The organism is Streptomyces sp. NPDC050287 (assembly GCF_044459385.1).
In the GTDB taxonomy this organism is placed as follows: Bacteria; Actinomycetota; Actinomycetes; order Streptomycetales; family Streptomycetaceae; genus Streptomyces.
In genome coordinates this window covers 574,811-598,487 of sequence record NZ_JBITIY010000006.1, presented here as the reverse complement: position 1 = coordinate 598,487, position 23,677 = coordinate 574,811, and the positions used below count along the sequence as shown (strand labels likewise).

At 69.6% G+C, this 23,677-nt stretch carries 26 protein-coding genes, 1 tRNA gene and 1 pseudogene; 18 read left to right on the top strand and 10 right to left on the bottom strand.

Annotated elements, in window-relative coordinates; genetic code table 11:
* Positions 1-201 precede the first annotated feature (201 nt).
* Both ACIBK3_RS24675 and ACIBK3_RS24670 read left to right on the top strand, forming a co-directional pair.
* Complete coding sequence (locus tag ACIBK3_RS24675; RefSeq protein ID WP_399368745.1) at positions 202-2,097, top strand: RDD family protein; 1,896 nt, start codon at positions 202-204, stop codon at positions 2,095-2,097.
* 89 nt (positions 2,098-2,186) lie between these two features.
* Positions 2,187-2,900, top strand: a complete 714-nt coding sequence (locus tag ACIBK3_RS24670; RefSeq protein WP_399368743.1) for an RDD family protein — start codon at positions 2,187-2,189, stop codon at positions 2,898-2,900.
* A 71-nt stretch (positions 2,901-2,971) separates the two neighbouring features.
* On the opposite strand, the gene ACIBK3_RS24665 is transcribed toward ACIBK3_RS24670, so the two are convergent.
* Entirely contained in the window at positions 2,972-3,313 is a 342-nt protein-coding gene (locus ACIBK3_RS24665) for a hypothetical protein (RefSeq protein ID WP_399368741.1), read from the bottom strand.
* A 432-nt stretch (positions 3,314-3,745) separates the two neighbouring features.
* On the opposite strand from ACIBK3_RS24665, the gene ACIBK3_RS24660 reads away from it, so the two are divergent.
* Complete coding sequence (locus ACIBK3_RS24660) at positions 3,746-6,079, top strand: immune inhibitor A domain-containing protein (RefSeq protein WP_399368739.1); 2,334 nt, start codon at positions 3,746-3,748, stop codon at positions 6,077-6,079.
* A 169-nt stretch (positions 6,080-6,248) separates the two neighbouring features.
* Complete coding sequence (locus ACIBK3_RS24655) at positions 6,249-6,605, top strand: hypothetical protein (protein WP_399368737.1); 357 nt, start codon at positions 6,249-6,251, stop codon at positions 6,603-6,605.
* A 202-nt stretch (positions 6,606-6,807) separates the two neighbouring features.
* On the opposite strand, the gene ACIBK3_RS24650 is transcribed toward ACIBK3_RS24655, so the two are convergent.
* Both ACIBK3_RS24650 and ACIBK3_RS24645 read right to left on the bottom strand, forming a co-directional pair.
* A complete protein-coding gene (locus tag ACIBK3_RS24650) occupies positions 6,808-7,398 on the bottom strand; it encodes an isochorismatase family protein (RefSeq protein ID WP_399368735.1) in 591 nt (196 codons plus the stop codon).
* Between the two features lie 133 nt (positions 7,399-7,531).
* Positions 7,532-8,878, bottom strand: coding sequence for a nicotinate phosphoribosyltransferase (locus tag ACIBK3_RS24645; RefSeq protein WP_399368733.1), 1,347 nt, complete (start codon positions 8,876-8,878; stop codon positions 7,532-7,534).
* A gap of 57 nt (positions 8,879-8,935) precedes the next feature.
* Between ACIBK3_RS24645 and clpS the strand changes: the two genes are divergently transcribed.
* The 8 genes from clpS to ACIBK3_RS24605 all read left to right on the top strand — a co-directional run bounded on the left by clpS (position 8,936) and on the right by ACIBK3_RS24605 (position 14,824).
* Positions 8,936-9,253, top strand: a complete 318-nt coding sequence (gene clpS, locus ACIBK3_RS24640; RefSeq protein WP_030666955.1) for an ATP-dependent Clp protease adapter ClpS — start codon at positions 8,936-8,938, stop codon at positions 9,251-9,253.
* Positions 9,254-9,265: 12 nt separating this feature from the next.
* Positions 9,266-9,868, top strand: coding sequence for a DUF2017 domain-containing protein (locus ACIBK3_RS24635; RefSeq protein WP_399368731.1), 603 nt, complete (start codon positions 9,266-9,268; stop codon positions 9,866-9,868).
* Positions 9,869-10,228: 360 nt separating this feature from the next.
* Entirely contained in the window at positions 10,229-11,656 is a 1,428-nt protein-coding gene (locus ACIBK3_RS24630; protein ID WP_399368729.1) for an amino acid permease, read from the top strand.
* Positions 11,657-11,731: 75 nt separating this feature from the next.
* Entirely contained in the window at positions 11,732-12,154 is a 423-nt protein-coding gene (locus ACIBK3_RS24625) for a M67 family metallopeptidase (protein WP_030666961.1), read from the top strand.
* A gap of 53 nt (positions 12,155-12,207) precedes the next feature.
* Entirely contained in the window at positions 12,208-13,245 is a 1,038-nt protein-coding gene (locus tag ACIBK3_RS24620; RefSeq protein ID WP_399368727.1) for a LacI family DNA-binding transcriptional regulator, read from the top strand.
* Between the two features lie 121 nt (positions 13,246-13,366).
* Positions 13,367-13,462: a putative leader peptide gene (locus tag ACIBK3_RS24615; protein WP_324606347.1), complete on the top strand. Its 96-nt coding sequence runs from the start codon at positions 13,367-13,369 to the stop codon at positions 13,460-13,462.
* Positions 13,463-13,578: 116 nt separating this feature from the next.
* Entirely contained in the window at positions 13,579-13,857 is a 279-nt protein-coding gene (locus ACIBK3_RS24610; protein ID WP_399368725.1) for a MoaD/ThiS family protein, read from the top strand.
* A gap of 16 nt (positions 13,858-13,873) precedes the next feature.
* Entirely contained in the window at positions 13,874-14,824 is a 951-nt protein-coding gene (locus tag ACIBK3_RS24605) for a cysteine synthase (RefSeq protein ID WP_030937846.1), read from the top strand.
* Between the two features lie 21 nt (positions 14,825-14,845).
* Here the strand turns inward: ACIBK3_RS24605 and ACIBK3_RS24600 are convergent, their stop codons facing one another.
* Positions 14,846-15,295 carry a type II toxin-antitoxin system PemK/MazF family toxin gene (locus ACIBK3_RS24600; protein ID WP_399368722.1) on the bottom strand — a complete coding sequence of 150 codons (450 nt, stop codon included), beginning with the start codon at positions 15,293-15,295 and terminating at the stop codon, positions 14,846-14,848.
* A 215-nt stretch (positions 15,296-15,510) separates the two neighbouring features.
* On the opposite strand from ACIBK3_RS24600, the gene ACIBK3_RS24595 reads away from it, so the two are divergent.
* Entirely contained in the window at positions 15,511-16,263 is a 753-nt protein-coding gene (locus ACIBK3_RS24595; protein WP_399368720.1) for an MBL fold metallo-hydrolase, read from the top strand.
* A gap of 69 nt (positions 16,264-16,332) precedes the next feature.
* On the opposite strand, the gene ACIBK3_RS24590 is transcribed toward ACIBK3_RS24595, so the two are convergent.
* Positions 16,333-17,583: a PTS transporter subunit EIIC gene (locus tag ACIBK3_RS24590; RefSeq protein WP_399368718.1), complete on the bottom strand. Its 1,251-nt coding sequence runs from the start codon at positions 17,581-17,583 to the stop codon at positions 16,333-16,335.
* 195 nt (positions 17,584-17,778) lie between these two features.
* Between ACIBK3_RS24590 and ACIBK3_RS24585 the strand changes: the two genes are divergently transcribed.
* Positions 17,779-18,012, top strand: a complete 234-nt coding sequence (locus tag ACIBK3_RS24585; RefSeq protein ID WP_399368716.1) for a glucose PTS transporter subunit EIIB — start codon at positions 17,779-17,781, stop codon at positions 18,010-18,012.
* Between the two features lie 35 nt (positions 18,013-18,047).
* Here the strand turns inward: ACIBK3_RS24585 and ACIBK3_RS24580 are convergent.
* Positions 18,048-18,863: pseudogene (locus ACIBK3_RS24580) on the bottom strand (RNA-guided endonuclease InsQ/TnpB family protein); the annotation flags it as partial.
* A 309-nt stretch (positions 18,864-19,172) separates the two neighbouring features.
* Between ACIBK3_RS24580 and rph the strand changes: the two are divergent.
* The 3 genes from rph to rdgB all read left to right on the top strand — a co-directional run bounded on the left by rph (position 19,173) and on the right by rdgB (position 21,092).
* A complete protein-coding gene (gene rph / locus ACIBK3_RS24575; RefSeq protein ID WP_399368715.1) occupies positions 19,173-19,910 on the top strand; it encodes a ribonuclease PH in 738 nt (245 codons plus the stop codon).
* A 143-nt stretch (positions 19,911-20,053) separates the two neighbouring features.
* On the top strand, positions 20,054-20,458 hold the full coding sequence (locus ACIBK3_RS24570) for a hypothetical protein (protein ID WP_399368713.1): 405 nt from the start codon (positions 20,054-20,056) through the stop codon (positions 20,456-20,458).
* A gap of 31 nt (positions 20,459-20,489) precedes the next feature.
* On the top strand, positions 20,490-21,092 hold the full coding sequence (gene rdgB, locus ACIBK3_RS24565; RefSeq protein WP_399368711.1) for an RdgB/HAM1 family non-canonical purine NTP pyrophosphatase: 603 nt from the start codon (positions 20,490-20,492) through the stop codon (positions 21,090-21,092).
* 41 nt (positions 21,093-21,133) lie between these two features.
* On the opposite strand, the gene ACIBK3_RS24560 is transcribed toward rdgB, so the two are convergent.
* The 3 genes from ACIBK3_RS24560 to ACIBK3_RS24550 form a co-directional block, all read right to left on the bottom strand.
* Positions 21,134-21,216 (bottom strand) — tRNA-Leu (locus tag ACIBK3_RS24560).
* A gap of 13 nt (positions 21,217-21,229) precedes the next feature.
* A complete protein-coding gene (locus ACIBK3_RS24555; RefSeq protein ID WP_399368709.1) occupies positions 21,230-21,889 on the bottom strand; it encodes an HNH endonuclease in 660 nt (219 codons plus the stop codon).
* The gene (locus ACIBK3_RS24550; protein WP_399368707.1) at positions 21,886-22,524 is read right to left on the bottom strand and encodes an HNH endonuclease signature motif containing protein; all 639 of its coding nucleotides are present in this window, start codon (positions 22,522-22,524) and stop codon (positions 21,886-21,888) included. Before ACIBK3_RS24550 ends, ACIBK3_RS24555 begins: the two co-directional genes overlap by 4 nt.
* A 153-nt stretch (positions 22,525-22,677) precedes the next feature.
* Between ACIBK3_RS24550 and ACIBK3_RS24545 the strand changes: the two genes are divergently transcribed.
* Positions 22,678-23,199 carry a GNAT family N-acetyltransferase gene (locus ACIBK3_RS24545; RefSeq protein WP_399368705.1) on the top strand — a complete coding sequence of 174 codons (522 nt, stop codon included), beginning with the start codon at positions 22,678-22,680 and terminating at the stop codon, positions 23,197-23,199.
* Here ACIBK3_RS24545 and bcp read toward each other — a convergent pair.
* Positions 23,180-23,647 (bottom strand): thioredoxin-dependent thiol peroxidase, encoded by a 468-nt coding sequence (bcp, locus tag ACIBK3_RS24540; RefSeq protein WP_399368703.1) that lies wholly within the window; start codon positions 23,645-23,647, stop codon positions 23,180-23,182. The two genes, ACIBK3_RS24545 and bcp, sit on opposite strands and share 20 nt — an antisense overlap.
* Positions 23,648-23,677 lie beyond the last annotated feature (30 nt).

The following is a 23,677-nucleotide window of genomic DNA, read 5'->3' as shown; positions in this document are numbered from 1 at the left end:
ATCCCTGTCTGAGCACGGCGTGGGCGTCCAAGAGGGGGAAAGGCGCGAGCATTACGCGGGTTCGGCGAAACTTTTTCCGGCAGCGGGTCGGTGGGCCCTTCTCAAAAGTGTGGGTCCAGCGGGACTGGCGGTGGGGGCTGCGCCGGTCTGATAGATGTGGAGGCCCCCATTTGACCCCCGAGCAGATTCCGGACGACGGACATGAGCGCCCCAACCCCGGCCCCCGGTGACGACAGGCCCCGCGAAGGGTTTTACCCGGACCCGTCCATTCCTGGATATGTCCGGTACTGGAACGGTGTGGCCTGGGTACCGGGCACCAGCCGTCCGGCCCCGACGGACGGCGAACCGCTAGCCCCACCGTCCGGCGACGGCCCGGCAGGCGGAACCGCCCCCGCCGCCTCGGCTGCCCCGGTGGAGGAGACGGGCCCGCACTTCTTCGACGAGGACCCGGTCGGCGACCCCAATCCGTCCGACGGGTCCGACGGGTCCGACGGGTCCGACGGGGCCGCTCCGTCCTCACCCGCGGCCGCCCAGCAAGGCGGCCGCCCCGCCCCCGCGGCCGCCTGGGGCGCCGACCGCTCCCATCAGTCGGGATTCGGAGGGGACCAGGACCGCCGGGTGTCGTGGGGTGCCCAGCCGGGAGGCCCGCAAGGTGGGCGGGACGCCGCTGATCCGCGGGTGCCGCGTGCGGCGGGGGCCGGCGACGGGCCGTCCCAGCCCGACGGTCGTTCCGCCCGTACGGACGGCACCGCGATGATCCCGCCCGCCGAGCCGGACGACGCCGACGCGGGCAACACGTTCATCTTCCGCAGGCCCACGGCGGGACGTGGGGGAGCGGCGGCCGGCACCGGAACTCCCGGTGTTCCGGGCCCCGGTGAGCCCCCTGCCGACGAGGGCACCGTGACCTTCCGCGCGCTCTCCCCGCGCACGGCCCAGCAGAACCGGGCAGCCGGGGCGCACCCGGGCACCCCGGGTCCCGGATCCGCCCGGTCCGCGTCCGGCGCGGCACCCGGAGCGTTCGGCGCCCAGTTCTCCGGGGGCGGCGGCACGGGTTCGGGAGGTCCGGGAGGGGGAGCCGGGGGAGCCGGTGGGCCCGGAGTGTCCGGCGCCTCCGACCCGCGGGCGCCCCACGGCACCGGCCACCCCGGTATCGGCTCCCACGCCGCACCCCCGGGCGGGTCCGTGTCCTCCGGTACTCCCGCATCCCCCGGGGCCCAGGAAGCCCCCGGCTTCGGTGCCGGAAAGGCGGCAGCCGCCCGTGCCGCCGCAGCGCAGCCCCGGGGGGGCGTCGGAGCCGCCGGTGCCGGGGCAGCCGCCCAGGCCCCGTCCGTGCCCCCCGCCGCCCTCTCCGGCCCGCAGGCGACCCCCGCGGCCACCCCGGGCGTGCCCCACCAGTCCGGCGGCCCTCAGCCGACCGGCCCCCAGTCCAGCCCCGGCACACCCGCCTCCGCCCCCCTGACCTCGGCCCCCCTGACCGCCGGCCCCGGTGGCGGGCAGCCCTCCTGGGCGCAGCAGGTGCACCGGCTGGCAGGGGCGGACGACGGGGAGCAGCCGGTCACGCCCTGGAAGCCGCCCGTCGACGACATCTTCCAGGCGGCCGCCCGGCGTCAGGCGTCGGCCCGCCCGGCGGGGCTCGGCAAGCGGCTGGCCGCCCGGCTCGTGGACACGGTGGTGCTCGCCGGTGTCACCGCCGTGGCCGCCGTACCGCTCGGTACCAAGGCGGTCGACCACGTCAACGAGAAGATCGACGCGGCGAAGCTGTCCGGCGAGACCGTGACGGTGTGGCTGCTCGACGGCACGACATCGACGTATCTCGGCATCGTGCTGGCCGTCCTGCTCGTGTTCGGCGCTCTCTACGAGGCGCTGCCCACCGCCAAATGGGGCCGCACCCTCGGCAAGAAGCTGTTCGGGCTGGACGTACGGGACATCGAGGGCCACGAGCCCCCGTCCTTCGGTGCGGCCCTGCGCCGCTGGCTGGTCTACAGCGTGCCCGGACTGCTCGCCGTGGGTGTCGTGGGCGTCCTGTGGTGTCTGATCGACCGGCCGTGGCACCAGTGCTGGCACGACAAGGCCGCACATACGTTCGTGGCGGGCTGACCGGACAGGGTACGAGTACCGGAGGATCCGCTACTCCGGACGGCCGCTCGCCGGATGCGGAGCCGGAGGGTTCGCGGTCGACTCGGGCCATGAGCACCGAACCCCCCGGCTCCGGTCAGCCGCCGGAAGACGACCCGTTCAGGAAGCAGCCCCCGCCTGCGGAGGGCGCCGGTTCGCCGTACGACGCTCAGCCCCCGTACGGCAGCGAGCCCCCGCCTCCCCCGGGCGGCGGCCCCTACGGCTCCGGTGGCTCGCAGGGCGGTGATCCCTATGGCTCCGGCGGCCCGCAGGGCGGTGGCCCCTACGACGGCGGCCCGCAGGGCGGTGGCCACTACCCCGGCGATCCGCTGGCCGGTATGCCGCCGCTCGCCGCGAGCGGCAAGCGCACCCTCGCCCGTATCATCGACATGATCATGGTCGGCATCGTGGTCTGGCTGCTCACCCTGGCCTTCAACGTGCACGAGTACAACATCGACAACAACAACATCGAGTTCGGCAAGTCGTTCGGGCAGTCGGTGATCGCCGCCGTGCTCTACATCGCGTACGACACCGTCATGATCAGCAGGACGGGGCAGACGCTCGGCAAGAAGTGGCTGGGGATGCGGGTCGCCGCCCTCGACAACGGCGCCACGCCCTCCGTGCAGACCACGCTGATCCGCTCGGCGGTGCTGTGGATCCCGTTCGCGTTCTGCTGCGCCTGCATCTGGACCGCGATCTCGGGCGGCTGGAGCTACTTCGACAAGCCCTACAAGCAGGGCCTGCACGACAAGGCGGCCAAGACGGTGGTGGTCAGCACCGACTGACCAGCCTCAGTCAGCCGTCAGCCGTCAGCCGTCAGCCGTCAGAACCGTCAGCCGCACTCCGCAGCCGTCAGTCAGGAAGCAGCGCGCTCGTGCACCGGCCGCTCGGAGGCCAGCGCGGAGATCGAGGCCGTCGCCGGCACCGGCGCCTGCGGCGTTGCCGTCTGTGCCGTTGTCGGCGTCTCCTCGGTCTGCGTGGCGGGCCGGTTCAACGCGACCACGCGGGACCTGGGCATCGGGACCGTCATGGCGACAAGCAGACCCAGGGCGAGCGCCGCGAGGGCGATGATCGCGATCCCCACGCCCGAACTCGTCTGTGACAGCAGCAGCATGGCGAGCGTCGAGCAGATCACGGTGCACGAACCGTAGGCGAGCTGTGCGGCCGTCGGGCGAGGCGTGACAGTCGGACGAGGCATGGCAATCGTGTCCTCGGAAGTGGGGGTCCACGGGGGCGTCGGCCTGGCTTTCCGCCGATTTCAGGGCGTTCCGCCAATCGACTCTAATCGCCTGCATGCCCGAGCGGAACGACAGGTAAGCGTGACCTGACCAACAGGGCCGGAGCACGGGGGGCGCACGGGTTCATGGCGTCCAGCAAGTGGACACAACCGCGCGCCCGTTCGAGGGGGCGCTCTCGTCCTCCGTGAGCACGCGTGCCGCGGCCCGCCGTTCGTAAAGCGGACCCCAACTTCGCATAGTGCAATTGACCTGCTCAAGTCAAGGGCTGTCTTTTCTCGTCAACCTCTAGTCAAATGTCGTCACTTGACTACACGCGTTGAACAGCGCGCGCGGACCCACCAGGCCCAGGACCCCCCTCCTTCCGCGCGCCCGGACGCGGGGGAGGAACTCAAGTGACCAGCAGATCCTGGCAGTTCAGAACGGCGGCGACAGTCGTCGCGTTCGCCGCGGCCACGGCCACTTTCTCGGCCTTCACGGTGGCCCAGGCCGACTCGACCGCCGTACCCACGGCCGTGGACGGGCACGACCCGCAGCCGGCCGAGATGAAGGCGCACGACCTGGACGGTCCGCTGTCCAAGACCCAGGAGGCCCAGCGCGAAGAGGCGCTCAACCAGGTCATATCCGGCTCCGCCAAGGTCAAGGAGCGCAACGGCTCCCAGGTCGTCAAGCTCAAGGGCGACGACAAGTACGTCGAACTCGGCCGAGAGAAGACCGACAAGATCTTCACGATCCTGGTCGAGTTCGGCGACCAGGTCGACAGCCGCTACGGCGGCACCCCCGGCCCGCTGCACAACCAGATAGCCCAGCCGGACGCCGCGCAGAACAACAGCACGGCCTGGCAGGCGGACTACAACCAGAAGCACTTCCAGGACCTCTACTTCGGCACCGGCAAGAACACCGAGTCGCTGAAGAAGTACTACGAGAAGCAGTCCTCGGGCCGCTACTCGGTCGACGGCGAGGTCACCGACTGGGTCAAGGTCCCCTACAACGAGGCCCGTTACGGCTCCAACCAGGCGTCCACCGGTGCCTGGTACGCCGTGCAGGACGGCGTCAACGCCTGGGTCGCCGAGCGCGAGGCCGCCGGTGACACCGCCGCCGAGATCAAGGCGGAGCTGGCCGAGTTCGACCAGTGGGACCGCTACGACTTCGACGGCGACGGCGACTTCAACGAGCCCGACGGCTACATCGACCACTTCCAGATCGTGCACGCCGGCGAGGACGAGTCCGCGGGCGGCGGCGCACAGGGCGAGGACGCCATCTGGGCCCACCGCTGGTATGCCTTCGGCACCGACGCCGGCGCCACCGGCCCGGACACCAACAAGCTCGGCGGCACACAGATCGGCGACACCGGCGTCTGGGTCGGCGACTACACCATCCAGCCGGAGAACGGCGGCCTGGGCGTCTTCGCCCACGAGTACGGCCACGACCTGGGCCTGCCCGACGAGTACGACACCGCCGGCGGCGAGAACTCCACCGGCTTCTGGACGCTGATGTCCTCCGGTTCCTGGCTCGGCACCGGCAAGGACGCCATCGGCGACCTGCCCGGCGGCATGAACGCCTGGGACAAGCTGCAACTGGGCTGGCTCGACTACGACATCGCCCAGGCGGGCGTGAAGTCGAACCACACCCTCGGTGTCGCGGAGTACAACACCAAGAACCCGCAGGCCCTCGTGGTCCAGCTGCCCGACAAGACGGTCACCACCGAGGTCGTCGCCCCGGCGCAGGGCAGCAAGCAGTGGTGGAGCGGCAGCGGCAACGACCTGCGCAACTCCCTCGCCCGCACGGTCGACCTGACCGGCAAGTCGTCCGCGAGCCTCACCCTCGACGGCTGGTGGGACATCGAGGCGGACTACGACTACCTCTACACCGAGGTCTCCACGGACGGCGGCACCAACTGGACGCCCGTCGACGGCAAGCTGGCCGACGGCAGCGCCGTCCCGCGTGACGGCAGCGGCAAGCCCGCGCTCACCGGCACGGTGGACGCGTACCAGAAGCTGACGTTCCCGCTGGACGCCTACGCCGGCCAGAAGATCGGCCTGCGCTTCCGCTACCAGACCGACGGCGGGGTGGCTCAGAAGGGCTTCACGGCCGACGAGATCACCGTGACCGCCGACGGCGCCGCCCTGTTCTCCGACAACGCCGAGTCCCAGGACGCGGCCTGGACTGCGAGCGGCTTCTCCCGCATCGGCGCGTCCATCACGGACGACTACCCGCAGTACTACATCGCCGAGAACCGCCAGTACGTGTCGTACGACAAGGTCCTCAAGGTCGGCCCGTACAACTACGGCTTCTCGACGACCCGTCCGGACTGGGTGGAGCACTACCCGTACCAGAACGGCCTGCTGATCTGGAAGTGGGACACCTCCCAGGCCGACGACAACACCAGTGAGCACGCCGGCACGGGTCTGATCCTGCCGATCGACTCCCACCCGACGCCGCTGAAGTGGTCCGACGGCACGCTGATGCGCAACCGCATCCAGGCCTTCGACTCGACCTTCACCCGGCAGCAGACGGACGCGATCACGCTGCACAAGGCGGACGTCCCCACCAAGATCAAGTCGCGGGTCGGCGTCCCGGTCTTCGACGACGGCACGTCGAGCTACTACGACGCCTCGAACCCGTTCGCGGGCGTCAAGGTCACTGACACCGACACCCGGATCAAGATCACCAAGGAGCCGGTGGACGGCTCGACGATCTCGGTCCAGGTCGGACCGTCCGCGAAGTAGACAGCATCCCCGCAGGTCACAAGCGTATCGGCGGCAACCCCCTGGCGGGTTGCCGCCGATCGTGTTTAGGTGCGTCCTGTGGCTCCCTTATTGACACCGACTTGGACGCCGGCTTTGACGCCGGCGTCGGCACCGGCTTCGACGACGACTCGCACGGGGGTGTGACCGCATGGCCGCAGGAGGTTTCTGCAAGCTGCCGACCGGCAGCGTGGTGGTGGCGTTGAACCTGCCCAGCCCCACCGCCGACGGCACGGGCTGTGTCCGTTTCCTCGTCCACGCCCAGAACCGTGCGCGCGCCCTGACCAGGCTGCGCAACTTGGGCATGCGCGCGGTCTACCTGCGGGGCAACGCGGCCCCGCCGACCCCGGACGAGATCACCGCGGTCCTGCACCATCCGGACGGCCTGATATGGCGTACGGCCCCTGACAACGGTGTCGGGGGCCCGGAACGTGTCCAGGAGCTGTGGCACCCGGTCCGGGCACTGCTCAGACGCCCGGCGGCACCCACGGCGCCGACCGTGACGTAGCGCCGCGGAGATCCGTCAGAAGGCCGCCTAGGGCCTGTTGCGAAAGTGGCCTCGTTGCCCGGAGGGCGGCCGCGCGGCGTCCGGTGCGTGCTCTCGGCGTGCCGCCCGGAAGCCCTCGTACTGGGCGTACTCGGGCTTTCGGGCGGTGCGGCGAGAGTGCGTGCCGGGCGTCGCGCGGCAGAGGCCACTTTCGCAACAGGCCCTAGGCGACCACGGGCTTCCCGGACAGCTCCACGCCCGCCTGCCGCAGCTCCTCCAGCGCCCGCTCGGTCGTGGCCTCGGCCACGCCGGCGGTCAGGTCCAGCAGCACCTGGGTACGGAAGCCCTCCCGGGCGGCGTCCAGGGCGGTGGCGCGGACGCAGTGGTCGGTCGCGATACCGACCACGTCCACCTCGTCGACCTTCCGGGCGCGCAGCCAGTCGGCCAGTGTCACGCCGTTCTCGTCGGCGCCCTCGAAGCCGCTGTAGGCCGCCGCGTACGCGCCCTTGTCGAAGACGGCGTCGACCGCGCCGGAGGCCACCGCGGGGGCGAAGTTCGGGTGGAAGCCCACGCCCTCGGTACCGGCGATGCAGTGCGCGGGCCAGGAGTGGACGTAGTCGGGGTTGTCGGCGAAGTGGCCGCCGGGGGCGATGTGGTGGTCGCGGGTGGCCACCACGTGCTGGTACCCGGAGCCGGCCGCCTGGCCGATCAGCTCGGTGACGGCGGCGGCCACATCGGCACCGCCGGCCACCGCGAGACTGCCCCCTTCGCAGAAGTCGTTCTGCACGTCGACGACGATCAAGGCGCGGCGCATGGTCGGTGTCCTTCGGTTATGGACGGCTGGGTCATGGAAGGGATGCGGACCCGGCCGGGTGAACTTCCGAGCCTATTGACTCCGAGGGTCGCGCGGGAAGGGGCGTTCCAGGGCGTATCGCGGCACACCCGACTTAGCTACCCGGCCGCCCGTGCGCGTACTCCGTCGGAATGACCGGTTCCCCGCGCGACAGCTGGGCCGCCGACAGCGGCAGGTTGCCGCGGGCGGCCGCGTGCCGGTCGCGGACGACGTCCAGGGGCTCGCGCGCGACGACCTCGCCGCTCTTGACGAGCTCGACCAGCAGTTGCCGGTCGGCCAGCTCGGCCGGCACCGGCCCGGTGCCGACGACCTCGGCCTCCGCGATCCCGTGCTCGTCCAGGCGACGCGCGGCCCACTTGCGGCCGCCGACGGAGGTCTTGCCGCCGGTGGACTTCTTGGCCACCGGCACCAGCGGGGCCTTCGGGTCGGCGGTCTCGGCGCGGGCGACCAGCTTGTACACCATCGAGGCCGTCGGGTGTCCCGAGCCGGTCACCAGCTGGGTGCCGACGCCGTACGCGTCCACGGGCGCCGCCGCCAGCGAGGCGATGGCGTACTCGTCCAGGTCCGAGGTCACGATGATCTTCGTGTTCGTGGCCCCCAGCTCGTCCAGCTGCTGCCGTACACGATGCGCGACCAGCAGCAGGTCCCCGGAGTCGATCCGCACCGCCCCCAGCTCGGGCCCGGCGACCTCGACGGCCGTCCGGACTGCCTCGGTGACGTCGTACGTGTCCACGAGCAGGGTCGTGCCCCGGCCCAGCGAGTTCACCTGGGCCTGGAAGGCGTCCCGCTCCTGGTCGTGCAGGAGGGTGAAGGCGTGGGCGGAGGTGCCCACGGTGGGGATGCCGTAGCGGAAGCCGGCCGCGAGGTCGGAGGTGGTGGTGAAGCCGCCGACGTACGCGGCGCGCGAGGCGGCGACCGCGGCCAGTTCGTGGGTGCGGCGGGCACCCATCTCGATCAGCGGCCGCCCGCCGGCCGCGGAGGCCATCCGGGAGGCGGCCGCCGCGATCGCCGAGTCGTGGTTGAGGATGGACAGGATCACGGTCTCCAGGAGCACGCACTCGGCGAAGGACCCCTCGACCCGCATGATCGGCGAGCCCGGGAAGTACACCTCGCCCTCGGGATAACCCCAGACGTCACCCGAGAAGCGGTACGAGGCGAGCCAGTCCAGGGTCTCCTCGTCGACGATCGACCGCTCCCGCAGGAAGCCGAGGACGTCCGCGTCGAAGCGGAAGTTCTCGACGGCGTCCAGGACACGCCCGGTGCCCGCCACCACGCCGTACCTGCGCCCTTCCGGCAACCGCCGGGTGAAGACTTCGAACACGCTGCGCCGTTCGGCGGTACCCGCCTTCAGCGCCGCCTGCAGCATGGTCAGCTCGTACTGGTCCGTGAAGAGCGCCGTAGAGGGAACGTCCACCGGCAGCCCAAGGTCCGCTGTGTTCATGGCAAGGCATCGTACCCCCATTTCGTCAGTGTGACGATTTACGGAGGGCGTGGCAGCATGGGCCTTGTGACGTCACCCGCTCCCCTTGAGACCGAACGCACCGAGTCGGCGGAAGAGGTCTTCGCCGTCCCGGAACCCGACGTCCCCTGGGTCACCATCGTTCACAACGACCCGGTCAACCTCATGAGCTACGTGACGTACGTCTTCCAGACGTACTTCGGCTACTCGAAGGACAAGGCCACCAAGCTCATGCTCGATGTCCACCACAAGGGCCGGGCGGTCGTCTCCAGCGGAAGCCGCGAGGAGATGGAACGCGACGTGCAGGCCATGCACGGCTACGGTCTGTGGGCCACCCTCCAGCAGGACCGGAAGTAGCGAACTCCCTTCATGCCAGGACACTTCGAACCGCTCCCCGGCGGCGGCGCGGCCGTCGCCCTCGACGACGTCGAGATCTCCATCATCCGGTCGCTGGCCGTCCAGCTCCTGGAGCTCATCGGCCCCGGCCCCGCCGAGGACACCCCCGACGACCCGCTCGCCGAGCTGTTCGCGGAGGGCCCCAGCGAGCCCCCCGCCGACCCGGTCCTCCGACGGCTCTTCCCCGACGCCTACAGCGACCCTGAGGGCGCCCCCGGGCCGAAGCAGGCCGAGGAGGAGCGGGCGTACTCCGCCGAGTTCCGCCGCTACACCGAGAACGACCTCCGGGCCGGCAAGCGGGAGAACGCCCTCGCGGTGATCCGTTCCCTGGACGCGCTCAGCTCCGCCGGCAAGGGCGGGGCGGTGCTCAAGCTGTCGCCCGGCGAGTCGCAGCAGTGGCTGAGCGCCCTCAACGACCTGCGGCTGGCGATCGGCTCCCGGCTGGAGATCACCGACGAGGACGACAGCGACCTCCTCTACCACCTCCCGGACGAGGACCCGCGCAAGCCGATGGTGATGGCGTACCTGTGGCTCGGCGGGCTCCAAGAGACGCTCGTCAGCACGCTGATGCCCTGACTTGTGCGCATTTGTGCAGATCCTGTGTTCGCTCAGCGGACGCTCAAATCCGGATAACGATCACATCACCGTGACGGCCCCCTATGCCCGCGGGGGGTCCCTTTTGTCCGCCTCTCCCTGTGGGCTGCGCCACACCTGACCCGGGTGATCAATGTGGCGGCCGTGATAAATCTTCACGACCGCCCGGCGAACACCACCCATGTCTTCGCCCGGGTGCGCCAACCAGTCGGCAGACCGTCGGCCAGGCATGAGCGGGCTCCGGGAAGACAGAGCCCGCTCACACTCCATCATCCGGGGGGATCGAGACCCGGTCCGTGGCCGACGAAGGCCCGGGTCGGCATGGAGAAAGGCGCACCACACATGACCTCAGCGCAGGTCGACACGGACAAGACCCCTGAGGGAGAGGGGTACGAACGCGGGCTCGGCAGCCGCCAGGTCCAGATGATCGCGATCGGCGGCGCCATCGGCGTCGGCCTCTTCCTGGGAGCCGGGGCGAACATCGCCAAGGCCGGACCCAGCCTGATCTTCATGTACGCCCTCGCGGGCGTGATCATCTTCTTCATCATGCGGGCGCTCGGCGAGCTCCTGCTCTACCGCCCCGTCTCGGGCTCCTTCGCGGAGTACTCCCGCGAGTTCCTCGGCCCCTTCTTCGGCTACTTCACCGGCTGGACGTACTGGCTGATGTGGGTGGTCACCGGCATGGCCGAGCTGACCGCCGCCGCGATCTACGTCAACTACTGGTTCCCGGACATCCCGCAGTGGGTGACGGCCCTGGTCTTCCTGGTGATCCTCTTCGGAGTGAACCTGATCTCCGTGAAGCTCTTCGGTGAGCTGGAGTTCTGGTTCTCGATGGTCAAGGTCACCGCCCTGATCGGCATGATCGTGATCGGCCTGGGCGTGCTCACCTTCGGCTTCAGCTCGGCCGGCGACACCGCCGCCGTCTCCAATCTGTGGGCCTTCGACGGCTTCTTCCCCAAGGGCATCGGTTCGTCCCTGATGACTCTGCAGGGCGTCATGTTCGCCTACCTGGCCGTCGAGCTGGTCGGCGTCACCGCCGGCGAGTCCGAGGATCCGGAGAAGACCCTCCCCAAGGCGATCAACACCCTGCCCTGGCGGATCGCGCTGTTCTACGTCGGCGCCCTCACCGTCATCCTGTGCGTGGTCAAGTGGACCGAGTTCAGCGACGGAGTGAGCCCCTTCGTGGAGGCCTTCGCGAAGATCGGCATCCCGGCGGGTGCGGGCATCGTGAACTTCGTGGTCCTCACCGCCGCCCTGTCCTCCTGCAACTCCGGCATGTACTCCACCGGCCGCATGCTGCGGAACCTGGCCGACAGCGGCGAGGCCCCCGCGGTCTTCAAGAAGCTGTCCTCGACCAAGACGCCGGCCTTCGGCATCACCGTCTCGGTGCTCTTCATGGGCATCGGCGTGATCCTCAACTACATCGTCCCGGAGAAGGCGTTCGGCTACGTCACCTCGGTGGCCACCGCGGCCGGCATCTGGACCTGGCTGATGATCCTGATCAGCCACGTCCTCTACCGCCGCGCCGTCGATGCGGGCCGCCTGCCCGCCTCCTCCTTCCCGGCCCCCGGCGGCGCGAAGTGCAGTTACCTCGCCATCGCCTTCCTGCTCTTCGTCACCGGCCTCATCGCGTACGACGCCGATGCCCGCGTCTGCCTCTACGTGATGGCCGTCTGGGCCGCCGCCCTGGCCATCGGCTGGGCGATCCTCAAGAGCCGCAACCCGCAGATCGCCGCACGCGGCGACTCGGAGCTCGAGAAGGTCGGCTGACCTCTCCGCTCACGATGTGGGCCGCCCCGTACCAACCCTCGGTACAGGGCGGCCCCTCTGTCTATCCTGACCAACATGCTGACCATCACCCAGGCCCTGTTCGACCAGATCGTCGCGCACGCGCGCAAGGACCACCCCGACGAGGCGTGCGGCGTCATCGCGGGCCCGGCGGGCTCGGACCGGCCCGAGCGGTTCATCCCCATGCTGAACGCGGCCATGTCGCCCACCTTCTACGAGTTCGACTCCGGCGACCTGCTCAAGCTCTACCGGGAGATGGACGACCGCGACGAGGAACCGGTGGTCATCTACCACTCCCACACGGCGACCGAGGCCTACCCCTCCCGCACCGACATCTCCTACGCCAACGAGCCCGGCGCCCACTACGTCCTCGTCTCCACCGCCGACACCGACGCCGCCGGACCGTTCCAGTTCCGCTCCTTCCGGATCGTCGAGGGCGAGGTGACGGAGGAGGAGGTGAAGGTCGTGGAGGCGTACTGAGCGCATACTGAGCGTCGTACGCCGCCGGACAACTCGCCGTAACGGAGAAGGTGTTGACGCAGCCGACGCACACACGGCGCCCCACGCTGGAGGACGTCGCCCGCCGGTCGGGAGTCTCGAAGTCCACCGTGTCACGGGTGATCAACGGCGAGCCCCGGGTCCGCGCCGAGGTCGTCGACCGCGTCCGCGAGGTGATCGCCGAACTCGGCTACGTCCCCAACCAGGCCGCCCGGCAACTGGTCACCCACCGCACCGGAGCCGTCGCGGTCGTCGCGGCCCAGCCGGAGAACCGGCTCTTCCTCGACCCCTTCTTCGACCGCCACCTGCGCGGCATCCGCCGCGAACTCGCCCGGCACGGCGCGCAGGCCGTCCTGCTGTTCCTGGACGAGCCCGACGACTACGCGCGCGTGGCCGACTATCTCGGCGGCGGCCATGTCGACGGCGCCCTGCTGTTCTCCCTGCGCCCCGGCGACCGGCTGCCCGAGATGATCGACCGCCTCGGCCTGCCCGCCGTCTTCGGCGGCCGCCCGCTCCTCGGCGACGGCGACCCGGTCCGCGGCCAGGCCTACGTCGACGGCGACAACCGCGGCGGCGCCCGCCAGGCCGTGCGGCACCTGGTCGCGCTCGGCCGGACCCGGATCGCGACCGTCACCGGGCCCTACGACCAGGAGAACTCCGCCGCCGACCGGCTCGCCGGCTACCGGGACGTCGTACCGGACGCCTCCGCCCAGCTGATCGAGCGGGCCGACTACACCCAGCGGGGCGGCGCCGACGCGATGGCCGCGCTGCTCGACCGGTGCCCCGGCCTCGACGCCGTCTTCGTCGCCTCCGACCTCATGGCGTCCGGCGCCCTGCAGACGCTGCGGGAGCGCGGGCGGCGGGTGCCGCAGGACGTGGCGGTGGTCGGGTTCGACGACCTGAGGGAGATCGCCGAGTCCACCGAGCCGCCGCTGACCACGGTCCACCAGGACGTCGAGGAGATGGGCCGCCTGATGGCCCGGCTGCTGTTCGACCGCACCCAGCACCCCGACGCCCCGGCCCTCTCCTCCGCCGTCGTCCCCACCCACCTGGTGGTCAGGCAGTCCGCCTGAGCACGCCCAGGACCTCGCCGAACCCCGTACCGAACTGTGCGGTCTCACTCCCCGGCCGCAATCCGTCCGGAATGTGGGACCGTATTCCGGGACCCGGACCGGGAATCGATACGATGACCCCATGGTTCTTGACGACGTGAGCGAGAAGACGCCGGGCACGCTGCTCGTGGCGCGGCTGCACGTCGACCTGTGCAGGCTCGCCAGCGCCATCTGTTGACGCCGGTCCTGCCGCCGTACGGCCGTGAGCCGCGGCGCCCGACACGCACCACCCGCTGTTGAACTGCGCTGCCGCGCGCCCACCGACCAGACTTCTTCCGACAGGAGCCCGCAACCATGGCCATCGAGGTCCGCATCCCGACCATCCTCCGCCAGTACACCGACGGCCAGAAGGCTGTGGAGGGCAAGGGAGACACCCTCGCCGAGCTCTTCACCGACCTCGAGACCCGGCACTCGGGCATCCGTGCCCGCATCGTGGACGATGGCCAGCTTCGCCGCTTCGTCAACGTCTACCTCAACGACGAGGACGTCCGCTTCCTGGACGGCATCAACACCAAGCTCGCCGACGGCGACAACGTCACGATCCTGCCGGCCGTGGCCGGCGGCATGGTCTAAGGCCCGCTGACCGCTCATGCGTTACGACTCCCCGCTGGCCGCGGTGGGCAACACCCCTCTGGTGCGCCTGCCGCGGCTGTCGCCGTCCGCCGACGTCCGCATCTGGGCGAAGCTGGAGGACCGCAACCCCACCGGCTCGGTCAAGGACCGCCCCGCCCTGCACATGATCGAGCAGGCGGAGAAGGACGGCCGCCTGACCCCCGGCTGCACGATCCTGGAGCCCACCTCCGGCAACACCGGCATCTCCCTCGCGATGGCCGCCAAACTCAAGGGCTACCGCATGGTGTGCGTGATGCCGGAGAACACCTCACAGGAGCGGCGCGAACTGCTCGGCATGTGGGGCGCCGAGATCATCCCCTCGCCCGCCGCGGGCGGCTCCAACACCGCCGTACGCGTCGCCAAGGAGCTCTCCGCCGAGCACCCCGACTGGGTGATGCTCTACCAGTACGGCAACCCCGACAACGCGGGCGCCCACTACGCGACGACCGGCCCGGAGATCCTCGCAGACCTCCCCTCGGTCACCCACTTCGTCGCGGGCCTGGGCACCACCGGCACCCTGATGGGCGTCGGCCGCTTCCTGCGCGAGCACAAGCCGGACGTGAAGATCGTCGCCGCCGAACCGCGCTACGACGACCTGGTCTACGGCCTGCGCAACCTCGACGAGGGCTTCGTACCGGAGCTGTACGACGCCTCCGTCCTCACCACCCGCTTCTCCGTCGGCTCCGCCGACGCGGTCACCCGCACCCGGGAACTCCTCCAGCAGGAGGGCATCTTCGCGGGAGTCTCCACCGGCGCCGCCCTGCACGCGGCGATCGGCGTCGGGAACAAGGCGCTGAAGGCGGGCGAGAGCGCGGACATCGTGTTCGTCGTCGCCGACGGCGGCTGGAAGTACCTCTCGACCGGCGTCTACACGGCGGCCACGACGGAGGAAGCGATCGAGACCCTCCAGGGCCAGCTCTGGGCCTGAGCCCCGCTGGGCAGCCGCCCGTTACGTAGCCAGGTGACGGACCCGGTCCCACAGGACCGGGTCCACCACCCCGGCCCGCCGGCGGAAGTCCTCCACGTGCACCTCGCGCAGCTCGTCCGTCTCCAGGAAGCTCGCGCGCCCGCGCGCGTCGCCCACCGAGCCGGGCGGCAGCGGGATCACCCCGGCCCGTTCGTCGCGGCGCCTGCTGGTGATCTTCGCGACCATCGCCCGGTCCCCGTGCACCACCAGCACCAGACAGGGCCGGTCCTTACCGCCCGGCCCGTCCTCGTACGGCACGTTCGCCCACCAGATCTCCGCGGGCCGCGGACGGACCCCGCGCCTGCCCGGACGGCCGGGCGGCCGGGTCCGGCGAGCGGCGGGCCGATGCCCCCGCCCCCAGCCGTCGACGAGCACGGCGACCAGCGCCAGCAGTACCACCGCGGCGAGCGCGAGCCACCAGGACGTGTCCATACCAATGACGTTACCGGCGCGCGATCTCGCCCGCGCGCCCTCTCCCAAGTCTCTTGCGCCCCGAGGCCAGCCGAACCGGTGACAGCACAGGTGAGTTCGCCCACAACAGCCCTTGGCGGAGGAGCGACCGGGGGTTTTGCGCCTTACGCTCGATCCACCGCACGACCCCCGACGCCACCACTCTCTTCGTTCCCGCCAGCGGAGGTTTCTGCTTTATGAAGCTCACCGTCGTCGGCTGCTCGGGGTCGTTCCCGTCCGCGGAATCGGCCTGCTCGAGCTACCTCGTCGAGGCCGACGGCTTCCGGCTGCTTCTCGACATGGGCAACGGTGCCCTGGGCGAGCTGCAGCGCCACTGCGGTCTCTACGACCTCGACGCGATCTTCCTCAGCCATCTGCACGCCGACCACTGCATCGACATGTGCGCGTACTTCGTCGCGCGCTACTACCGCCACGACGGCGGCCGCTGCGACCCGATCCCCGTCTACGGACCCGAGGGCACGGAACACCGCCTCACCACGGCCTACGCGGACACCCCCACCGCCTCCTCCATGAGCGAGGTCTTCGACTTCCACACGGTCAAGCCGTCCACCTTCGACATCGGCCCGTTCACCGTCCACACGGAACGCGTGGCGCACCCGGTCGAGGCGTACGGCATCCGCGTCGAGCACGGCGGCAGGTCCCTGACGTACTCCGGCGACACGGGCGTCACCCCGGCGCTGGACGAACTCGCCCGGGACACCGACCTGTTCCTGTGCGAGGCCGCGTTCACGCACGGCAAGGAGAACATCCCCGACCTGCACCTCAACGGCCGCGAGGCGGGTGAGACGGCGGCCCGGGCAGGCGCCCGCCGCCTGGTCCTCACCCACATCCCCCCGTGGACCGACCCGCGGGCCAACCTCGCCGACGCGCGCGCCGTGTTCGACGGCCCGGTGGAACTGGCGACGCCGAGGCTGTCGTACGAGATCTGACCCCCACGCGTACGAGGGCCCCGGAACCTTCCCGGTTCCGGGGCCCTCGTCATGCCGTACGGCCGAGGATCACGCCTTGGTGAGGTCCTCGACCTCCTCCTCGGGCTCGCGGCCCGGGGTGGGGAGGTTCCACTTGACGATGGCGAAGCGGAAGACGGTGTAGTAGATCGCCGCGAAGACCAGGCCGATCGGGATGATCAGCCAGGGTTTGGTGGCGAGGTTCCAGTTCAGGGCGTAGTCGATGAAGCCCGCGGAGAAGGTGAAGCCCGCGTGGACGCCGAGCGCCCAGGTGACCGCCATCGAGACGGCCGTGAGGACCGCGTGGATCGCGTACAGCACCGGAGCGATGAACATGAACGAGAACTCGATCGGCTCGGTCACACCGGTCACGAAGGACGTCAGCGCCAGCGAGATCATCATGCCCATCACGGCCTTGCGGCGCTCGGGACGGGCCGAGTGGGCGATGGCGATCGCGGCGGCCGGCAGACCGAACATCATGATCGGGAAGAAGCCGGTCATGAACTGACCGGCCGTCGGGTCACCGGCGAAGAAGCGGTTCAGGTCACCGTGGACGACCGCGCCCGTGGCGTCCTTGAAGTCACCGAGCTGGAACCACGAGACGGTGTTCACGAACTGGTGCATGCCGATGGGGATCAGCGCGCGGTTGATGAGGCCGAACAGCGCCGCACCGAAGGCGCCCAGACCCGTCATCCACTCGCCGAAGTCGGAGATGACCTCGCCGATCGGCTCCCAGACCAGACCGAAGAAGACACCCATGACCGTGCCGACGAACGCCATGATGATCGGCACCAGACGGCGGCCGTTGAAGAAGCCGAGCCAGTCCACCAGCCTGGTGCGGTGGAAGCGCTGCCACAGCACCGCGGACAGCAGACCCATGATGATGCCGCCGAGGACACCGGGGTTGTTGTAGGTCGCGGCTATGTCCGCGCCCGCCTGGACCTTCGCCTCGGTGACCGGGAACGCCTTCAGGACGTTGCTGTACACCAGGAAGCCGACCAGGGCGGCCAGCGCGGTCGAACCGTCAGACTTCTTCGCGAAGCCGATCGCGACACCGATGCAGAACAGCATCGGCAGGTTGTCGAAGATCGCGCCGCCGGCCGTGGCGAACACGGCCGTGACCTTGTCCGGCAGATTCAGTTTGTCGTGGACGTCCTGCTGGCCGAAGCGGAGCAGGAGACCCGCCGCCGGCAGCACGGCGATCGGGAGCTGAAGGCTGCGGCCGACCTTCTGCAGGCCCTGGAACAGGCCGGATCCCCGCTTCTTCGCGGGGGCCGCCGGTGTCGCGGTGGCGGAGCTCATACTTCCTCCATCGGGTGGTGGTCTACACCACTCAGTGGTGTAGACCATGTTGTAGCACGATGAAGGTGAGATAAGGAACCCACGCATTTCATCACGGGTTGGCGACCGCCCTCCGGGTGGTGTAGACCAGCTACGCACGATGTCGGTATCACGATGTCGGTGCCACGACGTCGGTTCGCACCAGGGAGAAGGAACATGGCCACCAAGGCTGAGAAAATCGTCGCCGGGCTCGGCGGCATCGACAACATCGAAGAGGTCGAGGGCTGCATCACCCGCCTGCGGACCGAGGTCGTCGACGCCGGCAAGGTCGACGACGCCGCCCTCAAGGCCGCCGGCGCCCACGGCGTCGTCAAGATGGGCACCGCCATCCAGGTCGTCATCGGCACCGACGCCGACCCGATCGCGGCGGAGATCGAAGACATGATTTGAATCCTCCCCTCCCTTAGGGGAAGGGGATTCCTGGCTCAGGCCGCCTCCTGGAGCAGCGCTCCAGGAGGTCTTCCGCCATCAGCACCAGCCGGGTTGAGACCAGCCCGGACGAGCATCACACGTGCGGAGTTCTTGTCCCGTGGGGACACCGTTCCGCACGCGGTGCAGGTGTAGGTGCGCTCACCCAGCGGCAGGCGATGCTTGGCTCTCGCATCGCAGTGCGCGCAGTCCATCGTGGTGTGCGCGGGGTGGACCAGGCGGACGTCCCGCCCGTGCTTGCGGCCCATCTCGATCAGAGCGGCCTTGGTGGCGCCGATGGCGGCGTCACGGGCCTTGCGGGCCATGGTGGTCCTGGCCAGGAACTTCGGGCGGAAGTCCTCGACCGCGATGGCGTCGTGGTCGCGGACCACCTTCTTGGCCCACTTACGGCCGGTGTCCTCCCGCTGCCTCGCGACTTTCTTGTACGCCTTCGCCCGCAGTCTCTTCGCCTCGCGGTAGCCCTTCGATGCCGGTTGTCCCTTCTTCGGCTTGCGGCGGGCCATCATCCGGTCGTACCGGGTCAGCTTCGCCCGGGCCTTCTTGCCGTGCCCGGCGTGCGGCAGGTCGTGGGTGTCGGAGGTGGTGGTCGCGGTCTCCTTCACCCCCCAATCGACACCGAGTGCGCGGCCGATCTGCGGCAGGGGCTGTACCTGGGCGGGGACGACGAACGAGGCGTACCAGTGCCCGAGGCTGTCCTGGTACAGGCGCACCGAGGACGGCTCGGACGGCAGTTCCCGCGACCACACCACCGCCACCACGATGCCGCCCGCCAGGTGCAGCCGGCCGTCCTTCAACCGGAGCCGGTAGGTGTACCGGGCATGCCCGGCCTCCGCAACCGCCGTCACCTGCGCCACCTCGCCCCCCTCACGGTCTCGGCCGGAACACTGTGCCGCCCCGAACCCTCCGAAGGACCGTACGTACGACAGCCGCACAAACGCGCCCCGATCCCACAACCGCCATCCCGACCGGCGATCACCGGCACACGCGTTCGCATCACCTCAGCGACACCGACAGCAGTACGGGCGCTCCGCGCCCTGAAACCGGGAGGCGCGGCCTGTCTTGAAGGGGCCCTCAGCACCGCGAGAGGGGCCACCTGCGCAGGTACGGCTAGGCTCAGCGGCATGTCTCGAATCGACGGCCGCACCCCCGAACAACTCCGCCCGGTCACCATCGAACGCGGCTGGAGCAAGCACGCCGAGGGCTCCGTCCTCGTCTCCTTCGGCGACACCAAGGTCTTCTGCACCGCCTCCGTCACCGAAGGCGTCCCCCGCTGGCGCAAAGGCAGCGGCGAGGGCTGGGTCACCGCCGAGTACTCCATGCTGCCCCGCGCCACCAACACCCGCGGCGACCGCGAATCCGTCCGCGGCAGGATCGGCGGCCGCACCCACGAGATCAGCCGGCTCATCGGCCGTTCCCTGCGCGCGGTCATCGACTACAAAGCCCTCGGCGAGAACACCATCGTCCTCGACTGCGACGTCCTCCAAGCCGACGGCGGCACCCGCACCGCCGCCATCACCGGCGCGTACGTGGCACTCGCCGACGCCGTCGCCTGGGCCCAGGGCAAGAAACTGATCAAGGCCGGCCGCCAGCCGCTGACGGGAACCGTCAGCGCCGTATCGGTCGGCATCGTGGGAGGGGTGCCGTTGCTGGACCTCTGCTACGAGGAGGACGTCCGCGCCGAGACCGACATGAACGTCGTCTGCACCGGCGACGGCCGCTTCGTCGAGGTCCAGGGCACCGCCGAGGCCGAACCCTTCGCCCGCGACGAACTCAACTCCCTCCTCGACCTCGCCGTCGCCGGCTGCACCGACCTCGCGGCCCTGCAGCGCAAGGCGCTGGACACGGTCCTCGAAAAGTAAAGGACGCGCCAAGAAGGACGGCTCCGCCGGGCAACCGAGCCGACCGTCCTCGCGTCACTACGGGTACGGGCGCACGGCCCACCACCGTGCGCCCGGCCACACGGGGGCCCGCCGGGGGCCTGACCAACGGGAGGACCAGACCCATGGGCGCGAGCCGACGCCGCCGTAGCCGCCGTACCGTCATCGCCGCCGCCGTCGCGGCCGTCGGTCTGACGGTCGGCCTCACCACCGGCTGCGACGCCGTCAACAAGGCCCTGGACTGCGTCCAGACCGCCGACGCCATCGCCGACAGCGTCACCGACCTCCAACAGGCCGTGGAGAACGCGTCGAACGACCCCACGCGGCTGGAGGAGTCCCTCGACTCCATAGACAAGAACCTCGACAACATCGGCGACAAGACCGACAACGCCGACGTCAACAAGGCCGTCGACAGCCTGGGCGACGCCGTCGGCAACGTCCGCACGGCCGTCAAGAACGGCGACGAGACCCCCGACCTCAGCCCCGTCACGGACGCGGCGGGCGAACTGACCAAGGTGTGCACGCCGTAGTCCCGCCGGTGCGACCGGGATACTGGTGGACATGACCCGCCTGATCCTCGCCACCCGCAACGCCGGAAAGATCACCGAACTCAGGGCGATCCTCGCCGACGCAGGCCTGCCGCACGAACTCGTCGGCGCCGACACCTACCCCGACGTCCCCGACGTCAAGGAAACAGGCGTCACGTTCGCCGAGAACGCCTTGCTGAAAGCCCACGCCCTCGCCCAGGCCACGGGCCTGCCCGCCGTGGCCGACGACTCCGGCCTCTGCGTCGACGTCCTGGGCGGCGCCCCCGGCATCTTCTCGGCCCGCTGGGCAGGACGACACGGGGATGACCGCGCGAACCTCGAACTGCTGCTGGCCCAGCTGTCCGACATCGCCGACGAGCACCGGGGCGCCCACTTCGCCTGCGCGGCGGCCCTCGCCCTGCCGGACGGCACTGAGCGCGTGGTCGAGGGCCGGCTGAGGGGAGTGCTGCGGCACGCCCCCGTCGGCACGAACGGCTTCGGCTACGACCCGATTCTCCAGCCCGAGGGCGACACACGGACCTGCGCACAGCTGACGGCGGAGGAGAAGAACGCGATCAGCCATCGGGGGGAGGCGTTCCGGGCGTTGGTGCCGGTGGTTGGGGAGTTGTTGGGCTGAGACACAGGAGGGGCCGCCCAGACGGGCGGCCCCTCTATGCGTGCGGCCGATGGGAGTCGAACCCACATGGGCAAATGCCCCGAGGCACCTAAAACCTCTGCTTATACCATTCAGCAACGGCCGCGTGCAGGCCCATGCTACCGGGGATGAGCGCGGCGTCGGTTCCCGCCTCGACACCAGGTGTTTGTGATCGCGTGGCAGTTAGGGCACAGCAACCGCAGGTTCTCCCGCCGGTCGTCGCTCCAGTCCCCGTTGGTGTGATCGACCTCCAGGGTCATGGGTCTGCCGAGCCACTCAGGCCCCACCCCGCAGCCGGCGCATTGCTCGAGTACTCCGACTTCCCGGAGAGCGCGACGTAGCAGCGCGGTGTCTGTCCGGCGCTTGCCCTGGTGATGCAGCAGGATTTCCTCGGCGCCTTTGGCGTTGTGGCTCCGCTTGCCGCGCCGGTGTCCCTGGCCGAGGAAGTGAGCGGTCGAGATGCCCTCTTCGGTGATCCATTGACGCAGCAGAGTACGTTGCCAGTGGTTGTGGGGGCGACCCAAGCGGCGCAGTACTTCTGTGAGGGAGGCGGACTCGGCCACCACCTCATGCAGTTCGTCACGAGTGGGGCGCAGGCGTCTGCTGGAGCTACTCAGGTGCGAGACGTCAATGCCGAAGGCGGCGAATCGCCTCACGAGGTATCGCGGGAGGGAAGCGTATGGCCGGGTGCCGAGGAATGCGATGACCTCGTCGATGTCGGTGCATCGGGCGGCGGCTTCAGTCAGCCGCTCGCGGGTGTACTGCACACCGCTGCTCATCGCCCACCCCTGCTGCGCCCTCGATAAGTGTCCGTTGTGGAATGGCAGTTGGGGCATAGGAAACGCAGATTCTCGATCCGGTTATCGCGCCAGTTGCCGTCGATGTGGTCGACTTCCAGTGGGAGCGATTGCCCCTGCCAAACGGCGTCGATGCCGCACAGGGCGCAACGCTCTTCCACGCCTTGCGCGAGCATCGCCCGCCTGAGGCGATCGCTCGGGACGCGCCGGGCGTTACCGCCTCTCAGCTCGATGAGCAACGCTCCCGGCGACCGACGACGCACAGTGTCGGCACCTCGCGACGGCACCTGAAAGTGCGAGGTGTCGATGCCGTACGCCTTGATTCGGCGGCTGATGTGCGTGTGGTGACCGCCGACGACCTCCAACCCGAGATAGCGCAGCACCTCGCACATGTTCGTCGATGTCGAGACCGCCGCCTGAAGGATTTCCCTGGTCCATCGGACTCCCTCGCGATCGAAGTGTGAGACATCCACCCCCAGTCTCTTCATCCGCTCGAAGATGTACCGCCGCGTTGAACTCCGCGGATCCACTCCCAATCTCTCCAACGCCTCCGACAACGTCCGAGCCCCCCGAGCCGCCTCCTCCAGCCGCTCTCTCGGATACGCACTGGCCCCCATCGTTCCCCTCCGATCCCGGCCACACGTTCGTGACCTCGTACGGAGTAACGAACCGTTTATCGGACGGTCACGCGCGAAATGTAAAGGCAGTTGATATGCTCACCAGTGAGGCCTTCCGCCTGCGGACGCTTGTCCGTTCGGGAGGCTTTTTTCATGACCTCAGAACTGATCGTCCGACCGGCCCGCTCCGCCGATCGCCCCGCCGTCGAACGCCTCTGGCTCCTCTTCCGGCATGACCTGTCCGAGTTCGGTGGTCAACTGCCCAACCCGGACGGGACGTTCCGTAGTGAGTGGCTGGAGGCTGCCTTCTCCGGGGATCCGGACCGGGCGCCGTATCTGTTCGGCGTCGGGGAGCATCCCGTCGGGTTCGCGTTCGTGCGGGGGCTCGGTGGGGCTGCTCGGGTGGTCAACAGCTTCTTTGTCGTGCGGGGGGTGCGGAGGGGCGGGGTGGGGCTCCGGGGCGTACGGGAGGTGGTCGCCCGGCATCCGGGGGACTGGGAGATTCCGTTTCAGGACGAGAACACCGGTGCCGCCCGCTTCTGGCGGCGGGTCGCGACCGAGCTGGTCGGGGACGCGTGGACCGAGGAAGCCAGGTCGGTGCCCGAGCGGCCCGACCTGGCTCCCGACGTGTGGATCTCGTTCCGGTACCCGAGTGTCAGATACCCAGGTCCTTGATGATCTTCGCTACGTGGCCCGTGGCCCGGACGTTGTACAGGGCCCGTTCGACCTTGCCCTGTTCGTCGACGATGATCGTGGAGCGGATGACGCCCAGGTAGGTCTTGCCGTAGTTCTTCTTCTCGCCGTAGGCGGCGTAGGCCTCGGTGGTGGTCTTCTCGGGGTCTGCCAGGAGGGTGACCTTGAGGTTTTCCTTCTCGCGGAACTTCGCCAGCTTCTCGGGCTTGTCCGGGGAGATGCCGATGACGTCGTAGCCGGCGGCGGCCAGGACGTCGAGGTTGTCCGTGAAGTCGCAGGCCTGCTTCGTGCAGCCGGGGGTCAGGGCGGCCGGGTAGAAGTAGACGATGACCTTGCGGCCCTGGTAGTCCGACAGGGAGACGTTTTTGCCGTCGGCGTCGGGGAGGGTGAAGGCGGGGGCTACGTCCCCGGGCTGGAGTCGCTCGCTCATCGGGCCAGCGTAACCGGGGGTGTGACCGTG